The sequence below is a fragment of the Streptomyces sp. NPDC005435 genome, from assembly GCF_040703155.1.
In the GTDB taxonomy this organism is placed as follows: Bacteria; Actinomycetota; Actinomycetes; order Streptomycetales; family Streptomycetaceae; genus Streptomyces.
Map to the genome: position 1 here is coordinate 44,254 of NZ_JBEXEQ010000032.1, position 17,402 is coordinate 61,655.

Here is a 17,402-nt window from a genome sequence, read left to right on the forward strand (position 1 = left end):
CCAATCCGCTGGCCTCGCGCGGCCCGTCTGCTCAGGTCCCGGTTGCCGCCGGTCCTGAGCTGCGGCTTATCAAGCCGCTCATTTCGAATCCGGCCCCTCATCAGGGCCACCAGCACCACCGGCCGCTAACCACGGCCACCACAGCCGCGCAGCACCCAGTTGCGCTCACCGATTCGGTCCCGATCGCGATGCCCCCACCACAGGGGCTTCGCGATTCGGCACCCCCGAGAGAAGAGGAGAAATCTCCCTCCACCCGATCGGTGTCCGCCCGCTTCTCACGAAGAGGGCTCACCCCTTCACATCCACTCGCCGACCATCCCGCTCTGCGGACTGTGTCAGCTTGCTTATGGAAGTTGGTGTCCCCGTCATAGTGCACGACCTGGTGTCTCCTTGTCAGCTCGACCGTGCCCGATTCGCGCCGGTTCGAACCCCCCGCGCTTCTCGCGTGACGGGATTCGCACACCCTGTTTGCCCTGTTAACAGCATTAATCACGAAGATTCTTCGGAGTGGAGTGTCACACCAACCCCGGTTTACTGCGTGGGCGGGGGTGTGTCCCTGTGATGTCGAGGGCGACGCTCATCGCGATGCAGTCGGACCCGGCCGCCGACTCCGTGGACAGCTCTGCAAACTTTCCGCGGCAGCGGGCCACGCTGCGGTCGGTGCCGGCCTTCGGGCAGCCAGGTGACGGCGGCCCGGACGACCCGCTGCGTCTTGGTCGCGCGATGCGGCTCCGGCTGCGCGACGCGGTCCAGGCGCTGCTGGCGGACCCGTCGATCGCCGGGCTGAAGGACGCGCCGAAGTTGGCGGCCGTGGTGTTGTACGCGAAGTCGCGGGCGCCCAAGGGGGAGAAGAACGACAACCAGACCTCGATCTGGGTGGCGGAGCTGGGCCGCTGGCTGGGGGTGGGCGAGTCGGCGATCCACCGCTACGTGCTGGACCCACTGCGGAAGTCGGACGCCGTGCACACCAAGGTGGTGACGGACGCGAAGGGGCACCCGACCGGGCTGAACTGCCTGGTCATGCCGCTGTGGCGGGCCCGTAAGGGCGGGGGGGCGGGGCACCCGCTGGCGCTGTCGAAGTCGGAGCTGGCGACGCTGCTGCGCCTCATCGAGGCCCTGTTCGGGCCCGGCTGGACGCCGGAGGACAAGGAGCCGACGCCGCCGGGGCTGCTGGCCGGCCGCAGGGGCAAGGGCGCGGCTACCGATCGGCTCGGGCTGCTGCTGATGGTGCTGAACACCCGGGCGTCGGGCTGGCTGCAGCTGTGCGGCGGCTCGGTGAAGGCCAAGGAAGGGCGGGGGGCGGCGACGCTGGCGCGGCTGCTGGGCTGCTCGCCGGCCGGGGCTCGGAAGGTGCTGGCGCGGCTGACGGAGGCCGGTGTCGTGGCGCGGCAGCGTCGGGACACGAAGACGCGGATGAACGGGCGGGGTCGGGTCATGCTGCTGCCGGTGGCCCGTGCGTACGGCCGCACGCTGGCTTCTGCGGAGGCTATTTCGGGCTCGAAGACGGTGCTTTCGCAGCGTCCCGATGGTGCAGTCGGAGATCATGCTCCTGCCGGTGCTGCTGATGCCCTTGGTATGTCTGGGATCGGTGGTGCTGAGGTCCCCGAGGATGCGGCGGATCAGGAGCGTCCCGATGGTGCAGAGCTCCACGCAGACCACACTTTTGTGGTTACTCCCGTCGTTACTCCGCAGCTCTCTGGTGGTTTTTCCGGCGAAGGCCGTGGGGCTGAAGGCCGTCGGCCGGAGCGCGCGTGCGCGGGCGAGCATCAGGCCGCCGACGGCAACAGCGCCGTTGCCAGGACCGGATCACCGGTGGCTGAGGGCGGCCCGCTTCGCGGGGAACAGCCGAAGGAGTTCCCGGCTGCCGGGGCTGGTGCCGGTGGCCGGCCCAAGGCCGTGGGCTGGGACAAAGCGCAGAGGCAGCGGCGGGTGGGCCTTCCGGCTGATCTTCGTCTGCGGGTGGCTCTGGGGCCGGTGGCGTGGCTGTGGGAGCGGCTGAGCGGGTGGCAGCAGGACCAGGTGGAAGCGGCTGCGAAGGCGGAGCTGGCACAGCTGGCGGGCCTGGGTGTGGCGCCGGAGCGTGCGCCGCAGCTGCTGGCCGACCGGCTCACCGACCGCCTGGACGAGACCGGCGGCGAGGCCCTGGTCGACAAGCCGTTCCCCTGGCTGACCCGCCGGGGTCTGCCCCAGCGGCAGGCTTGCTCGCACCGCAAGTGCGACGACGGGGTCCGGCTGGACACCGGGGAGGACTGCGAGAACTGCGGCAACGTCATCCACACCCGCCGCGCCTGGCGCGCCCGGATCGGCGCGGACATCGACCGGGAGCTGCCCGGCCTGTCCGACGGCGAGCGGCGGCGCGTCTTCGAGGAGCGGCTGCGCGAGCGGGCGGCCATCGAGGCGGAGGACCTGGTGTGGCGCCGGGAGCAGCAGGCTCGCCGGGCTGCGGCTCGTGTAGCAGCGGCGGAGCGGGCGAAGGCCGAACGCGCGGCCGCGGCCGCCGCCGACGCGGTGCGCCAGGCCCGGCCGTGCGAGGACTGCGGGCAGCAGCGGGCGGCCGGCCGGTGCGAGCGCTGTGACCACCGCCGTCAGGCCGAGACCCTGATCGGTGAGGCCGGGCTCTTCGCGGCGGTCTGGTCCGCCGACCTGACCGACCCGGGCAGTGTCGCGGCCGCCGCCGCAGGGGCCCGGACGGCTATCGGCGACAGCGTCGCCGTCGCGTGGCAGGAGTTCCTGGAGATCACCGACGTAGCCGCTCTGGAGGCCGACCCGGAGGCGGCGCAGGACGCGTACGCCTTCGCCGCGCTCCAGACCGCGCAGCAGTCCGTTCGGGAGTACCAGGACACCGCCCTGGTGATGCTGGGCCGGACCGAGGAAGCCGAGACGGAGGCCCGGCGTGCGTACAAGACCGAGCAGGGCCGCCACTGGTTCAAGCACAACCCGCACGGCGCCGACGCCATCGCGGCCGCGACCCGGGCCGCTGACACGGCCCGCGAGCGCGTGGCCGAGTACCTGCTCGCGACACGGTTGGAGCAGCTGCGCGAGCTCGCCGCGCGCACGACCGGGGCGGTGATCGCATGACCGAGCTGAGCGGCGTCGACCTCGCGCGCCAGGCCCTGGCCGCGGCCCGGGAGGCGGCGAAGAAGAACGGCGCCGCCCAGACGAAGAAGGCGAAGCGGCGCACCGGCACGGTTGTACGGTGTGACGGGCGCGAGCCGCTCGGGCTCGGCGCGGCGATCGGCATGATGATGACCGAGCGCGGCATGGTCGCCCCGGCCGCCGGCGGCAGCGTCCTCGCCCGGTTCGACACCATCCTCGCCGCGGCCGTGCCCGAACTCACCGGCCGCGCCCAGGCCGTGAAGTTCGACGCGGACACCGGCCGCCTGGACGTCGTCCCCGACGCTCCGGCCGTCGGCACGAAGTTGCGCTGGAGCGCTCCGAAGTTGATCGCGGCGGCCAACGAGACGGTGCCGAAGGCGAACGTCCGCGCCCTTCACGTCCTGGCGCCCGCGCCCATCAAGGCAGGCCCCACCACGGTGGCCGCCGACCCGGCCTCGCAGCCGACCGCGCCCACCGCGCCGGTGGAGCCCCGCACACCGCCGGACGGCTACCGCCGCGCGATCGAGGCGCACCGCCAGGCCGCCCGGACCTCCCGGGTGGACCCGGCCATCGCGGAAGCGGTGGAGCGGCAGACCGCCGCCATGCGGGAGCTGTCCCGCCGGGCCTTCCCCGAGCCCGACGTCGTCGCGGACGACGCGCCGGACCCAATCGAACCGGTCCGCACCGAGCGCCGCCGCCAGGTCGGCATTTCCCACGCCGCTGCCCTGCGCCGGGCCCGGGTGGAGCGCGCCGCTCGTGGAGCCGGAACGGGGGCCGCGGTCTCACCGACGGCACCGCTGGGAAGGACCGCGTGAGGTGAGAGCCGGCGGATTGTCACGGCCGGGCGGCCAGCAGCTCGGGGGCTCGGCTCCGAGGACGGGGTCGCTCCAGGCATCCGCATTCACAAGGTGGCTGATCAGCCGACTAGTGTCCCGTTACATGGCACACACGATATGGACAGTTGCGTACCCCGGCGATCCGTCCGCTTCTCCTGCCGCGTTCGGAGGCAAGGTGATCGGCACCCTGGAAGGTGCTCTCGCCGACCACCCGGTCGACGCGTGGGACTACGAAGTCGATGGCAAGCTCGTCAGGGGCCACGAGAACTTCCGGGCGCGCCTCGCCGAGGCCACGACCATCTTCCCGGGCCAGTTCGTGGCCCGTGCTGGCGGCATCGTCGTGCAGTCCGTCGGGACGGAGCTGCGGTCGGCCGGCTGACCGCCTGCGGTTCAGGACTACACGAAGGACCCGCTTCTGGCGGGTCCTTCACCATGAGCGGGCGCTTTCGGCCTCGCGGATCGTTGGGCAGGGCATGGAACTGGGTGCAGCGGGACCGGGCGTGGAGAGGCACGCGGCCGCGGTCGCTGATGCCGCGTGCGAGTTGGCCGACGCGGCAACCGGCAGCACCTGGAGCGCCGGCGCAGTGGAGGACGCCGTCGACGCGATCGACACGCTCACCGAGGCCCTCGCCGCCCTCGGCCCTGAGGCCGCAGGCACTCTGGCCGCGGTCCCGGCCGCCACGGCCGTGCTACGCCGCCTGCTGGCCGGGCTGCCCGAGGACGTCGCCGTGATGCCGGCGCCCCGTCAGGGTCGGCCGCGCCGCCGGGGTCTGGGGCCGGGATGGAAGGGCATGGGCGCGTCCCGCTGAAGGATCGTGCGACCGCCTCCGCCGCCCGAAAGGCATCTGTGGGCGACTTCGTGGAGCAGAAGCAGCGCATTTCAGCCGTTGTGACGCGCCAGTAACTTTTGGGGCGGAACCGTAGCACCTCAGCGCGATAGGCGTTTCGAGCCAAATTAACCCATTCGCGAACTGCCCCCTGGGCCACACTCGCCCGTCCAGGCAATGACCTAGATCACAGGGGCGCATTGCGCGGGCGCGTGCGCCCCCGACTCCAGCGCACAAAACGGCAGTTCATGGCAGATCCGAGCGGATCGAGTGATCACGTTTCGTATTCAACGAGGCCCGCTGCGTAGTTTTCGCCGTCGGAGGCATGCGTGTTCGGCCTGATCGCCGGGTTGAGTAGTCCGCACCAGCAAGCGCGGTCGACGATCTTGGCCGCCCCCCGCTCGCCTCAATGAAGAGGATTCATGACCGATGATCTGCGCGCCGAGGACGGCGAAAGCCCCGTCGTCGCCGCGAGACAGTCGATGCCACTGGAGTTCGAGGCCCTGTACCTGAACATCCAGGAGCCGTTCCACCGGTACGCACTGCTCCACCTGTCGACCAACGACGCCGCCGAGGAAGCGGTGCACGAGGCGATGCAGGAGATCCTGAAGCACTGGGACGCCCTGCTGGAGGAAGGCAACCTCCAGGCGCGGGCATGGTCGGTCCTGCGCCGCGTCGTCATATCCCGCCTCCTGCCGGTGGCCCTCAAGGAGTTCCGCGAGGGCCTGGCCGGGCTGGAGGGCGAGTCGGGCCTGTACAAGGCCCTGTACAGCCTGCCGCCCCGTCAGTTCGACGTCGTGGTGCTGCGGTACATCCAGAAGTTCACGACCGAGGACATCAGCTACTACATGGGCGTCTCGCCCAGCACCGTGGACTACCACTGCCGCAAGGCCAAGGAGCGTCTGGAACGAGCCGTCGCCTCCAACCTGAAGAAGGAAAAGGAAGGGGATCACACGTGAGCAGCATCGAAGAACGCCTCAGCAAGCTCGGCAGCGTCCTGTCCGAGCCCCGGCGGTCCTTCGACGTCGGGGCCGGCCTGCGCCGCCTGGCCCGGGACACCGGATACCTTCCCCCGTTCCCCTCCGCCCCTCCCGCCGACGGATCCGCCCGCGGCGACAACGTCCCGCAAGGCCCCCGCGCCGGTCACCAGCTGACCGCCATCGCCCGCTGGGTCCTCAACACCCCGCAGGCCACCAACCACCTGGGACGCCTGGCCAGAGAGATCGGGGCCAACGGACCGGCCGGCCCCCTCGCTCACGACCTGGACGTGGAAGGCAGCCTGGTCTTCGCCTGCATGCTCTACCTGGCCGGGCACCAGGAGAGCGCCGCATTCTGGTGGCAGTTCGCCGCCGGCGCCGACACCCGCGTCGCCGCCTATTGCCTGCACCTGCACCACCTCCAGCTCGGTGCACTCAAGGAAGCCGACTACTGGCTCGCCCAGTTCCGGCAGGGCGACGACGAGGACGGCGACGACATCCTCGCGCTCGTCGAGCACTTCACCGGCTACCTCCGCCGCCGCAGCCCGGTCACACCGGCGATCCGGTCCGGCCTGACCCAGGAGGTCGTACGGCTGGCGAACCGCAAGGACGACGGGAGCGTTCTCGTCTTCCCCGAGCGCGAGCTGGCCGAGCGCCTCCAGAGCTGCGCCGACCGGCACTGACCCGCACGCAAAGGAGCTCCCCGGGCGGCCTTCAGGTTCCTAGGCCACGGCCACCCGACGAGCTCCTCATCGCGAAAAGCCCCCGACAAGGAGCCCTTCCTCATGAAGCGTAAGCCTCTGCACGCCCTGATCGCCGCGATCCAGTCCAACCGGCTGTACCAGTGGGGCCGACGGCGTCGCCGCGTCGCTGCCCACTTTTTGCTTCGCGGCGTCTGCTACGGCACCGGGACCGGCACCGCCGGCCTCATCTTCTGGTGGTTCGAGCACCGGTCGTAGACCAGTGTCCGGCCCGCACCCTGCGGACCGGACACTCCGTCCAGCAACGTGCAGACGGAGCCGGAAGCGAACGTCCGGCTCCCCCTCAACAGAGAGGGACGGAATTCGTACGGCGAATGTACGCGAACAGTACGGTTCCTGAGGTAGGGTGTGGATCAGGAGGTGCTCCATGTCCGAGTTGTTCAACGCGGTCGACGCGCTGGTCGCGTCCCGCTCTCCGCTGCCGCCGGCGGAGGAGCGCAAGCGGCTGCGGGTCGCGCACGGCCTGACGCTGGACGAGGTCGCGGCCGCGCTGAAGGTGCGGCGGGCGACGGTGTCCGGCTGGGAGTCGGCGAAGAAGCCGACCGAGCCGCGCGGTCCGGAGCGCGAGGCATACGCGCGGCTGCTCACGCAGCTCGCGGACCTCTACCCCGCCCCCATGCCCGCCACGTTCACCGGCGCCCCCGATCTGGCAGAAGCGCCGACCCTGTCCACAGGTCCAGCTCCCGAGGCTGCTGTCACGACTGCACCAGTGAGTCCACAGGTCCCCGCCTCGGATCTCGTCGGTGCTGCTCCGGCCAGTGCGCGCCGTCCGGCGAGCACCACCAGGCCGTCGGCGGCGTCGCGTCGGCCCGGCGCACGGAAGGCGGCCCCGGCCAACACTCCGGCGGGCGGCGCCGATCCGCGGTTCGAGAACGGGCCGCTGGCGATCCTGGACGTCGACGACGACGGCAAGGTGTTGGCGTACTGCACCGGCGGCCTGGTCCTGGACGTGCCCGCCAAGTCCCTGCCGTCCCTGGTCGACTGGACGCTCAAGGAGGCGAAGCTCGGGCAGCCGAAGCTGTCGGGCCCGGGAAGGCCGGCCGACCCGCTGATCGTGCTCACCGAGGCCGCCTGCGAGCGCTACGGCCTGCCCGTCTCGCTCACGGCGGAGGAGAAGGACGCCGGGCGGATCCCGGAGGGCCACAAGGTCATCAAGCAGCTGGTGCGCGCCGACTGGAAGCTCACCAAGCGCGGGTTCGGGCCGTGGGCGCGGATCTACCGCCCCGCGAAGGGTTCGGACCGCCAGTGCGTGCAGCTGTGCATCCCGTCGTGGAACGCGCTGGACGCCCGGTTCTGGGGCGACGCCGCCCAGTTGCCGCCGGCGGAACTCGCCCGCGTCCTGGGCGTCTACGCGTCCCGGGTGATGACGCCGCGCGGCTCCACCGCCGTCACCGGCCTGGAGCTGATGACCGCGCTGCACCCGCCGACCCACGCCGTGCGCGATGAGGAGACCGGCGCCCTGCGGCAGGCCGAGACCAAGACGCCCGGGTCGCTCGGCAGCGACCCGGTGGACTGCGCGCCGTGCGAGGCCCCCGACGGGCACCCGCTCCTGGCGGACCTGCCGCGCTTCACCGTCCGGGGACCGGCGGACAAGCTGTTCGAGGAGGCGTACGACTGGGCGCGGCCGATGACCGATGCCGAGTGCACCCTGCGCTACCTGGTCGGCCTGGACGTGAACATGGCCTTCGCCGCCGGCGCGAACGGGCTGAACGTCGGCCTCGGCGAGCCGACGCACGTCAAGGGCCTCGCGTTCGACCCGAAGCTGCCCGGCTCGTGGCTGGTCGACCTGTCCCACGTCGACCTCTCCAGGGTGAAGGTCGGCAAGGAGTGGGTGGAGCTGGACGGCTCGCTGCTGCCCTCCCCCTTCACGCCCAAGGGCGACCGCCCCACGGGCCCCGCCTGGTACGCGACGCCCACCGTGGCCTACGCCCAGGAGCTCGGCTACGACGTCGCGCCCATCGAGGCGTGGGTCCGGTACGACAACGGCCGCTACCTGGACGGCTGGTACGGGCGGCTGCGCGACGCCTACCTCGCCACGATGGCCGACCTCGGCGTCGACGCCGACCTCGCCCCGGCCGACTTCCTGGCCGCGATGGACAACTACAAGGACCGCGACCCGGAGCTGGGCATCGTCATCACGGCGATCAAGGCGACGGTCAAGGGCGGCATCGGCAAGCTGCGCGAGCGGCCGCGGGGCGAGGGCTGGCGGCCGGGCGAGCGGTGGCGTGCCCTGGAGCGCCCCACCTGGCGGCCCGACATCCGGGCCGCGGTCATCTCCCGCACCCGCATCAACCTCCACCGGAAGATCGTCAAGCACGCGGCGTTCACCGGGCAGTACCCGATCGCGATCCTGTCCGACTGCGTCGTCTACGCCGCGAACGGCCCGAGCCCGCTGGACTTCCTGCCCTACCGGGAGGGCAAGCCGCTGCCCGGCGGGTTCAAGCTCGGCATCAACCCCGGCCTGGTCAAGCACGAGGGCACCCAGTCCGTGCTGTGGGGCGAGGAGGTCCGGGACAAGTTCAACGCCCCGGAGCTCAACCTGGCCCGGTCCATCAAGGACGGCACCGTCACCGACGCCGACAACGGCGAGTAGGGGAGTACGCAGGCGATGAGCATGTTCGGGGACGGCCTGGACAAGGCGGTGCAGAAGGCGTTCACCCGCCCGGCACCGAAGTCCGCGGGCCCGCAGATGCGGTACATGGTCAAGCAGCTCGGCGGCACGAAGGCGGTCGCCGAACTGCTCGGCATGTCCCAGCGGCAGGTGGAGCGGTACGTGGCGGGCAAGGCGAAGAGGCCGCGCGCCGACCTCGCCGCGCGCCTGGAGCGCGAGGTGACCAAGCGGTGGCAGCCGCAGATCCGGGCCAAGGCCCGCGAGAAGGCCGCGACGACCGGCGGCATCGTCATCGACGCCCGCGCCCGCATGGGCTACACCGCGCCGATCGGCTCCACCGACCAGGACCGCATCCGGCACCTGACCGTCGCCCTGCCGCCCCGCTACGCCGCCCGCCTCTTCGACGCGCAGCAGGCCGGCGCCAGCGACACCGAACTCCAGGAGATCGCGGCCGAAGCCCTCAAGGAGGTCTACTTCCAGGACGGCGGCCGCCGCGCCGGGAGCCTGGAGGAGGTCCGGTTCACGGATGTCGAACACCTCGAGTTCGACCTGTAGCAGCCGCGCCTCGAACAGCCCGCGAGCCCGGACCAGTTGGTCCGGGCTCGCTCTCGAATGCGCGGGGCTGGCGGCTACTCGCCGCGCTGCTGCCGGTCGTGCCACTGCTTGCGGATGGAGCGGGCGACCTCCACCGCCTGGTGCGACGGGGTCGCGGAGAACTGACGGCGGTTGTCCAGGTCATCAGCCAGATGCCGGGCGTAGGCCGAGAGCAGACCGTTCGCGGGGATCTGGACATACTCCAGGAGATGCCGCAGGGCTTCGAGCTCCCCAGGCCGGAACGTCACGGAGACCTCGGTGTCGTCCGGCGCGGTCAAGGCGGCCGACAGTCGGTTCGTGTAGATGGCCTGCACCATGTTGGTGAAGCACATGCCGTAGGTGCGGATGCCCTTCGAGCCTGGGACGAACGCGGCCAGGCGCTGGTAGAGCTCGGTCAGGTCGCTGTCCGGCTGCCGGTAGAACGGCCGCTCGCTGCTGCCTGCTTCCACGGGCGAGAGCCTGGCCACGGCCATGAAGGAACTGACGCGGTCGACGGGCGGGACCAGGCCGGCCCCCAGCCAGCGTGCGCCGCCGTAGTAGCCATCGGCGCCGTCGACCATGGGCAGCAGCGACCATCCGGAGGTCCCTGACCAGTTCAGTTCGACGCTCTCGCTCTCCGGATACAGGCTGCGCTCGAAGCTGATGTTGAACCCGATGTCTCCGTCGATGTCCGTCGCGATGCTGGCGTCATCTGCCGCGGCTCGTGTGTCCGTCGAGGCGCGTACGTATTTGACGGGCACACCGTCGCGCAGGAGCACTTCGGCGACGGCGTTCAGGTAGTGGCCGATGGCCTCCCTCAGATCGTCGTTTGCAGAGGGCTTGGACGTCACATGGTCTCCCAGCTTGGTCGGGGCAGGACATACGCGCTGCACGGCCTCAGTCTCCCGCGCATCCGGCATGGGCCCGCGTCGATCTCGCCAACCTCCCGCTGCCCGCTGCTGGCCGCTGTCCACAGGCGGACCGTGGTCCCTGGAGGTATGAGCGATCACGAGCAGCAGCAGCCGGCCCCGCGCCGCGGCAAGGTCTTGGAGGCCCTCGCGCGGGCGGAGCGGAAGCTCTTCACCCGGCCCGCCCCGAAATCGGCAAAGGCCCGTATGAAATTCCTCCGCACGCGCGAGGGCGGGTCTACCGCAGCCGTGGCGAAGCGCCTGGGCATCTCACGCCGGACGGTGGAGCGTTACCTCGCAGGGAAGCTGACGAAGCCACAGAAGCGCCTCCAGGCCGCCCTGGTGGAGGAGACGGAATCCGAGTGGCAACCGCAGGTCAGAGCACAAGCGCGCGCGGCGGCGTCCACGTCCAGGGGGATGATGGTGGAGGTGACGGCATACTTCGGGTTCACGTGCACGGGCAGCTCGGACGACGGCCGCGAGCGGCAGATCACCACGGACATCTCGCCCACCTACGTGAAGCAGATCCTGGAGCTCCAGGAGGCCGGTGCGACGGAGGAGGATCTGCATCCGATCGTCGCGGAGGCCATCACCGAGTCGTATTTCACGGAATGGGGCACACGGGCCGACGGGCTGCGCGCAGATTTTACGGCGGTGTCCTCGATTTCTTTCCGGTTCTGATCCTGCCGTATTGAGGGCCTGCTATAAAACGTATCGGCGGGCCGCCGTACAGCGCTCTGGCGGCGGCCCGCTCCGATTTCCCACCATGAATGTGAGGCCGAAGATGACCAGGATGTGGCCGCCCGGCGGCGATGCCCACCGCCCCTTCGCCCCGCGCCTCGCTGCGCCCCGCGAGCCGGTCGACGCGGCCCGCATCGGCCGCCGCGTCGTACGGCGCCGGGCGAAGGGCATGGACGCCGGCGCCGTCGCGGCCGCCCTCGAGGACGCCCGGTTCGACGCGCGGCAGGCGTCCCGGCACGAGGACCTGGCCGACGACGTCCGCGGCCCGGCCGAGCTGGCGGAGTGGGAGCGCATCGAGCAGCTGCTCGCCGCCGCGCCGGCGGGCACCGTTTACGACCCGGACACCGACTCCGTCGTCCGGGCGGAGCTCGAAGCCGACGCCGCGGGCGCCGCCGCCCGGGAGGCCGACCTGCGCGAAGCACAGCGGGTCGCGGCCCGCGCCGACGAGCTCCAGGCGCTGCGCGAGCTCGGCACGCTGGAGCAGACCGAGCCCCGGGCCGGGGACGAAGCCGTACGCGAGGAGCTGACCCGGCGAGCCGGCGGGTACGTCCAGGACGACGTCGACGGCTGGCTCGCCCGTGCCCTGGCCGCGCGCCGTGGGCACTACCGCGACCCGGCCGCCCGTGAGGAAGCCGCCGGCCTCCTCACCCCTCCGGTCCTCGCCCACGCCGCGCTGCTCGCCGCCCTGGTCCGCCTGGTCCCCGACGCCGACGTCGACCAGCTGCCGTTCGCGGCCCGGCTCGCCACGTCCGAGCCGGAAGCCGCCGCCGCGCTCACCGCGCTCCTCACCCGCGCGCACCCCGCCCGCTGATCACCGAGCGTGCACATCGGACTGTCACGCCGGGGTGTCACGCCCTCCTGATCCGGCTGTCACGTCGGGGTGTCACGCTGACCTTCGGGCCCGCAATCACGGGGCTGACCCCGATTTTCGGCTCCACCCGACAGCGTGACACCTTCGCCGGGCGCGGATACGGAACGTAACCAGCGGGACCGGCCCCGGGCGCCCCGGCGGTTGCGGAAGAATCGCCGGGGTGACTGCCGACAGCGCCACCGCCGCGCTCTACGCCCAGGCCCTGCAGAGCACCGTCGCCGACCCGAGCCGGTGCACCGTGCCGTGGGGCGTGTGCCCCGAGCACGGCGCCACCCTCAAGGCCCGCGCGCGGGCCACCGCCGACGGCTTCGACTCCTGGTGCATGGACCCCGTCTGCTTCAACGTCTGGCCGTACGACCGGTTGGACGCGGCCTGCACCGAGCCGGCCACCCACACCGTCCAGGCCGACAACGGCGACCGGTACGTGGTCTGCGACGGCCACGCCCTGACCGCCCGGCCCCAGATCACCGACGGCCAGGTCCTGCCCGGCCTGCCCGCCTGAGCACCGGGACGGAGGCCGCCGTGGACGACGACGCTTACCCGCTGACCACCATCGTGGACAGGATCCGCGAGTACCTGGATCAGGCCGGGCGCTCGACACCGAGGAGTTCCCCGCCATCGAGGACGACGTGACCGAGCTGGCCCGCGAGATCATCGACGACGTCGAGTCCTCGTTCGGCATGTGAGCCGCGGCCGGCCCGCTCCCGGCCGGGTCCGCGCGAGTGGTCCCCGAGGCCCGCGCCCGGCCGATACCGTGGTGGCACACGCCCGTTCGCGCCCTGGAGGCCCTCGATGAGCGAACAGCCGGCCCCCGCCGACACCGCCGCCGTCCGGCAGCAGCTGGAGCCCGCCGCCGCCGACGGGCTGCGCGCGTACGCGGCCCGGACCCGCGAGAGCGCCGACCAGCTCGCCGCCGTCCTGGAGGACATCGCCACCAACGGGCTGCCCTCGGTGGAGGACTGCACGCCGTGGGAGGAGCTGCGCGAGGCCCACCTCGCCCGGCTCGCCGCCCAGCGCCCGGCCGTCGCCTGATGCCCGCACCGCACGGCCCCCGCCGCGCCCGGATCGCGTTCTCCGACTCCGCCGCGAAGCAGCTGGACGCCATCACCAGCGAGGCCGAGCTGCACGCCCTGGACCGCGCCCTGGTCGTCGTCTCCGTCGACCCCGAGGCGGGCGAGCTGCTCCCCGGTGACAGCACCGGGCCGCGGCTGCGCCAGTACGTCGACGACGTCGAACGGGTCCGGCTCGTGTACTGGGTGACCGCGTTGAAGACCGTGGTCGTGATCGCCTTCATCGAGGTCTGACCGACGACCTCCTGGACCAGGCCGACCGCGTGCTGCCCGCCCGCGTCGAAGAGGCCGGCGCCGACCGCGAGGACGATCCGCGGCGGAGCGGCGTGTCCGTCGTTTGGTGAGGGATCGGGTCCGCCGGTTGGTGAGGGATCGCTCGCGTAAGAGGAAGACCTAGGACTGACTGACCTGATGACGAGCGCGCTGCCCCTCACCCGCCGTAGGCGAGATACCGGTGGTAGAGGCCGCGCGAGACCTCGCTGACGCGGATGGCCGGTTGGCGGTTCTGGTGGGTGCGCAGTAATCGCACGGTGCGCCACGGCGCGCTCAGCCCGGGGCGCAGATGATCCTTCCCGGGGCTGTGCGGCTCGCTGCGGCGCTCTGAGCCGTTCCGGGCTCCCGAGCGACGATCACGGGCTTCTCGTGCCCGCGCAGCGGCGTACAGCGCTTCGTACGATCACGGGGCCTCCGCAGTGCGCCGGCCGACGTCCCGCAGCTCGTCTCCGGCGCTGGCGTTCTCGCTCCCCGGCCGCGAGCTCCGCTCTCAGGGGGAAGAGAGTTCTACCCGCACATAGGTACTACAAGTACCTAACTACATTGGGGTGCAAGACGGCGCCCGACCCCGGCCCGCTCGCACGGCCTCCGCGATCTCCCGGCGAAGGTCTCCGGCACCAGCCGGCGCCTTGCACCCTCCGGCCTGCTGCCCGCTGTGCTGCACGTGCTGCTGCTCCTGGTGGTGAAGGGTGCAAGGGCAGCAGAAGGGTGCAAGACCGAGGTGCTGCGCCGGTCCGTCCCGCGCTCGGTGCAGCATTGCCCGACCCGGGCGGCACACGGGTGCTGCTCGTGCAGCAAGGCCGGCCTCACCGTGCAGCGGCCGCTTGCCTCTCCCGGCCCTGCTCCAGCTGCTGCACCCGGGCGCGGCGTGCGGCGCCCAGACGTGAGCACGCCTGCGCCGCGTGCTCGAAGTACACGTCGACGTCCGTGCTGTCCTCGTGGCGGGCAACGACGTACGCGGCCTTCAGCGCCTCGAAGGCCGCCAGCACGGGGAGAGTGACGTCCTTGTCCACCCCGGTCGCTGTGTCGAGGTAGTGGGCGAAGCCGAAGTTGTAGCTGCGGTCGCGCTCCGCCTCGGTCACCCGCCGGTGGGCCTTGCGAGCCGCCTCGAACCAGCGCAGGCCCTCGTCCACGCCCAGGGCGTCCACGACGATCGCGAGGAACGGGGTCACCCGCTCCGCGGTCGCGGGCCAGCTTTCGGGGTCCGGGCCGAAGCAGTTGCTCAGCTCCCGGGTGAAGTGGTGGCCGAAGTCGTACGTCATCCTCCACTCCTACCGCGACGGCCGGCCCCCGGGCGGGCGGCACGCGGAGCTCCACCCCGGGAACGCCCGTACGCACCGTGCTACCTGCGGCTTTCCCCTCCAGGGGAACGATGTACGCGCCTTCGGTCCGGGCACTGTTGGTCACGGAGTTTGTTCTGGAGAACCAGAACAAGACGGTTCCCCTGGTGATACCGTCACCCGCCGCCGCGCGCCGTTGACCTGGGCTTTCCCCTGGAGGGGAACGATGTACGCCTTGGGTGCCCGCCCGGAGCGGCGCGTGTTCTGGAGAACTAGAACATGTCGGTACCCCTGGTGATACCGACAGGCGGCATGGCGTGCGGCTCGGGCACGCGAACGGCGCCGCACCCTGGGGTGCGGCGCCGTGGCGTCGGGAGGGGCCCCGAGGGGCTGATCAGGCGCTCTGCGCGAGGTTGGCGACCTGGGCGGCGAAGCGGGTCCGCCGCTGCTCGGTGAAGTCCTCGGCGGGCGTTGTGTTGATCTCGGGGACCGCCATCGCGGTGCCGGCGACCCGGCCGCCGGTGAGGACGGGGTGGAGCTGGTAGCAGCCGCGGCGCAGGAGCCAGGCGAGGCCGGCCTCTCGCAGTTCCTTGAAGCCGCGGTTCACCGCGGGCTTCCCGGCTCCGAGTTCGTGTGCCATCTCGGCTTGGCTGATGCCGACGGCGCCGTTGTCGGGGTCCTGGAGGGCCAGGAGGACGTCGAGCACGCGTCGGGCGGTCAGGGAGATGTCCACGAGGGCGAGCATCCGCAGAGCGTCGCGGGTGAGCGTGATCGGCTCGTTGGACGGGGGGCCAGGGACGTAAGTGGTGCTCACGAGTGCCTCCTGGTCGTTGTCGTCTGGCTCTGAGGATATGCCCGTGCGCGTCACGCGCTCGCCTTCCGGGCGGGCAGGCGGCGGCGCGACAGCGTCACGACCTTCTCGCTGCGGCGGGCGATCTCGGCGGCCTTCTTGGCCTTCGCTCGCTCCGCGCGCCACTCAGCGGGGTAGTCCGGGGCCGGGATGATGCAGGCCGGGCCCTTGGCGGCGTTCCACTCCTTCTGCCACTGCTCCTGCTCGGCGGAGGTGCCGGCCACCGTGAGCCACGGGTTCAGCTGGAGCACGCCGGGCTTCGCGGTCCGCATCCAGCCGATCTGGTGGAAGAACTGCGCGGGCTCGCTCACCGAGGCCGCGGACAGGCTGCACAGCTGCTGGAGGTCGCGCTGGTTGATCCGGACGTACCCGCGCGGCGCCTTCGTCCGGTCGACTCCGTGGTACGCCGGGTCCTGCGCGGCCACGAGCTTGCACCACACCTGGAACCAGCTGCCCGGCATCTTCAGGCTGCCCAGGACGTCCATCAGCAGCCGGGCGTCCAGGACGTAGCCCTTGACCTCCGCGCTGACCGCGAACTCGCGGCCCTGGATCTTCTCGACACTGACGACCATGCCGCCCTTGCCGTCCGACCGGGCGACAACGCGCTGGCCGGGCCGAACAACCGGCAGCTGCTCCATCAAAGCCTCCAGGAAGATCATCTGTTGTGGGCCGAACGGTACCACTAGGGGAACCGTCTTGTTTCAGAGGGGTAGAACACGCGCCGCCTCCTCCGGGTCGCTGCACCGCCTCGACACGCCCGGAGTTTGTTCTAGATCTCCAGAACAAACCGACCCCCCTTTGTTCTGGAGATCTAGAACACGCCGTTCGGCGTTTTCCCAGGTCAGCGCGTTTTGAGGCCGTGAGCACTCTTAGGTGTCTGTAAGACACCCCTCCCGGCCGTCCGGCGGGTGCCGGCCCCGGTGTCACCGAGCTGGCAGCAGCGGCGAGTCGGGCGTGTCCGGCCTCGCCCGCGCCCGCCAGGAGGGCCGGGGCGTGGTGGCTGAGGCGGCTTCGCGTGCGGCGCCGCGCCCTCGTGCGGGCCGTGGTCGGCAGCAGCGGCTCTGAGTCTCGGGTGGTACCGGCCGTGACGCTCAAAAGCGAGGAAGCGTGGCTGGGGCCGGTGGGCGGTTCCGCCGCCCGGCCCCAGGGGGCCATTCGGCTCCGGTACCTCCGCACGCCGAAATTCAGCCTTTCCCCTATCTGAGGTACCGTTCTGGGGCTCGGGTCCACAGCTTCCCAATTCGTTATTCCTCGCGCGAGTGGGGTAACCGAATTCCGGCATTGACCTTGCATCAAAAGCCGCGCCCCGGCCGGATGGTTGGGGGGTGTCCCGTGTTTCCGCCAACGGTACATGCTGCATCAACCTGATGCACGCGGTACACTAGAACCCCACCCCAACGAGCGACCCACCCCCTCATAGCCAGCCCGGCCCGCGCCAGCGGGCCCCAAGGTTCTGGAGGCGCAGCCGGAAGGACCGTCAGGCGGGGGAGCGCAGCGGACCCGCCGGGAGCGCCCCGCGCTCCCCCAACCCCCATACTGGAGGCCCCACTAGCCGCACCCCACCGACCCGATCGGCCCGGCCGCGCATCGCGCGGCCAGCCGAGCGCGCAGCGGCCGGCCCCACCCGTCCCTGGAGCGCAGCGGAAGGGACGGCCCTCGCATCGCGAGGGCCAGCGGGAGCGCAGCGACCGCGCCCCTTGCACATCGCGCAGCGATGTGGTACCCGCT

General features: G+C 71.4%; 18 protein-coding genes. 14 read left to right on the forward strand and 4 right to left on the reverse strand.

The window, feature by feature from the left end:
- The first annotated feature begins 585 nt into the window (after positions 1-585).
- The 9 genes from AB0898_RS29975 to tpg (AB0898_RS30015) all read left to right on the forward strand — a co-directional run bounded on the left by AB0898_RS29975 (position 586) and on the right by tpg (AB0898_RS30015) (position 9,663).
- Entirely contained in the window at positions 586-3,078 is a 2,493-nt protein-coding gene (locus AB0898_RS29975; RefSeq protein WP_366806183.1) for a hypothetical protein, read from the forward strand.
- Entirely contained in the window at positions 3,075-3,911 is an 837-nt protein-coding gene (locus AB0898_RS29980; protein ID WP_366806184.1) for a DUF721 domain-containing protein, read from the forward strand. The genes AB0898_RS29975 and AB0898_RS29980 overlap by 4 nt, the downstream gene beginning before the upstream one ends.
- Before the next feature lie 124 nt (positions 3,912-4,035).
- A complete protein-coding gene (locus tag AB0898_RS29985) occupies positions 4,036-4,311 on the forward strand; it encodes a hypothetical protein (protein ID WP_366806185.1) in 276 nt (91 codons plus the stop codon).
- Positions 4,312-4,405: 94 nt separating this feature from the next.
- Positions 4,406-4,741, forward strand: a complete 336-nt coding sequence (locus AB0898_RS29990; RefSeq protein WP_366806186.1) for a hypothetical protein — start codon at positions 4,406-4,408, stop codon at positions 4,739-4,741.
- A 440-nt stretch (positions 4,742-5,181) separates the two neighbouring features.
- Positions 5,182-5,718, forward strand: a complete 537-nt coding sequence (locus AB0898_RS29995; protein ID WP_366806187.1) for a sigma-70 family RNA polymerase sigma factor — start codon at positions 5,182-5,184, stop codon at positions 5,716-5,718.
- A complete protein-coding gene (locus tag AB0898_RS30000; protein ID WP_366806188.1) occupies positions 5,715-6,419 on the forward strand; it encodes a hypothetical protein in 705 nt (234 codons plus the stop codon). The genes AB0898_RS29995 and AB0898_RS30000 overlap by 4 nt, the downstream gene beginning before the upstream one ends.
- A gap of 102 nt (positions 6,420-6,521) precedes the next feature.
- Entirely contained in the window at positions 6,522-6,695 is a 174-nt protein-coding gene (locus tag AB0898_RS30005) for a hypothetical protein (RefSeq protein WP_366806189.1), read from the forward strand.
- Between the two features lie 169 nt (positions 6,696-6,864).
- A complete protein-coding gene (gene tap / locus AB0898_RS30010) occupies positions 6,865-9,090 on the forward strand; it encodes a telomere-associated protein Tap (RefSeq protein WP_366806190.1) in 2,226 nt (741 codons plus the stop codon).
- Between the two features lie 15 nt (positions 9,091-9,105).
- Positions 9,106-9,663 (forward strand): telomere-protecting terminal protein Tpg, encoded by a 558-nt coding sequence (gene tpg / locus AB0898_RS30015; RefSeq protein ID WP_366806191.1) that lies wholly within the window; start codon positions 9,106-9,108, stop codon positions 9,661-9,663.
- Between the two features lie 74 nt (positions 9,664-9,737).
- On the opposite strand, the gene AB0898_RS30020 is transcribed toward tpg (AB0898_RS30015), so the two are convergent.
- Complete coding sequence (locus AB0898_RS30020; protein WP_366806192.1) at positions 9,738-10,532, reverse strand: hypothetical protein; 795 nt, start codon at positions 10,530-10,532, stop codon at positions 9,738-9,740.
- A gap of 147 nt (positions 10,533-10,679) precedes the next feature.
- Between AB0898_RS30020 and tpg (AB0898_RS30025) the strand changes: the two genes are divergently transcribed.
- From tpg (AB0898_RS30025) to AB0898_RS30045, 5 genes are all read left to right on the forward strand, one after another.
- A complete protein-coding gene (gene tpg, locus AB0898_RS30025; RefSeq protein ID WP_366806193.1) occupies positions 10,680-11,270 on the forward strand; it encodes a telomere-protecting terminal protein Tpg in 591 nt (196 codons plus the stop codon).
- A gap of 103 nt (positions 11,271-11,373) precedes the next feature.
- Positions 11,374-12,141, forward strand: coding sequence for a hypothetical protein (locus AB0898_RS30030; protein WP_366806194.1), 768 nt, complete (start codon positions 11,374-11,376; stop codon positions 12,139-12,141).
- Positions 12,142-12,361: 220 nt separating this feature from the next.
- On the forward strand, positions 12,362-12,703 hold the full coding sequence (locus AB0898_RS30035; protein WP_366806195.1) for a hypothetical protein: 342 nt from the start codon (positions 12,362-12,364) through the stop codon (positions 12,701-12,703).
- Positions 12,704-12,993: 290 nt separating this feature from the next.
- Entirely contained in the window at positions 12,994-13,233 is a 240-nt protein-coding gene (locus AB0898_RS30040; RefSeq protein WP_366806196.1) for a hypothetical protein, read from the forward strand.
- Positions 13,233-13,505, forward strand: a complete 273-nt coding sequence (locus AB0898_RS30045; RefSeq protein WP_366806197.1) for a hypothetical protein — start codon at positions 13,233-13,235, stop codon at positions 13,503-13,505. Before AB0898_RS30040 ends, AB0898_RS30045 begins: the two co-directional genes overlap by 1 nt.
- An 845-nt stretch (positions 13,506-14,350) precedes the next feature.
- On the opposite strand, the gene AB0898_RS30050 is transcribed toward AB0898_RS30045, so the two are convergent.
- From AB0898_RS30050 to AB0898_RS30060, 3 genes are all read right to left on the reverse strand, one after another.
- Entirely contained in the window at positions 14,351-14,806 is a 456-nt protein-coding gene (locus AB0898_RS30050) for a hypothetical protein (protein ID WP_366806198.1), read from the reverse strand.
- A 412-nt stretch (positions 14,807-15,218) separates the two neighbouring features.
- Positions 15,219-15,638 (reverse strand): helix-turn-helix domain-containing protein, encoded by a 420-nt coding sequence (locus tag AB0898_RS30055; RefSeq protein WP_366806199.1) that lies wholly within the window; start codon positions 15,636-15,638, stop codon positions 15,219-15,221.
- A gap of 50 nt (positions 15,639-15,688) precedes the next feature.
- On the reverse strand, positions 15,689-16,333 hold the full coding sequence (locus AB0898_RS30060) for a hypothetical protein (RefSeq protein WP_366806200.1): 645 nt from the start codon (positions 16,331-16,333) through the stop codon (positions 15,689-15,691).
- Positions 16,334-17,402 lie beyond the last annotated feature (1,069 nt).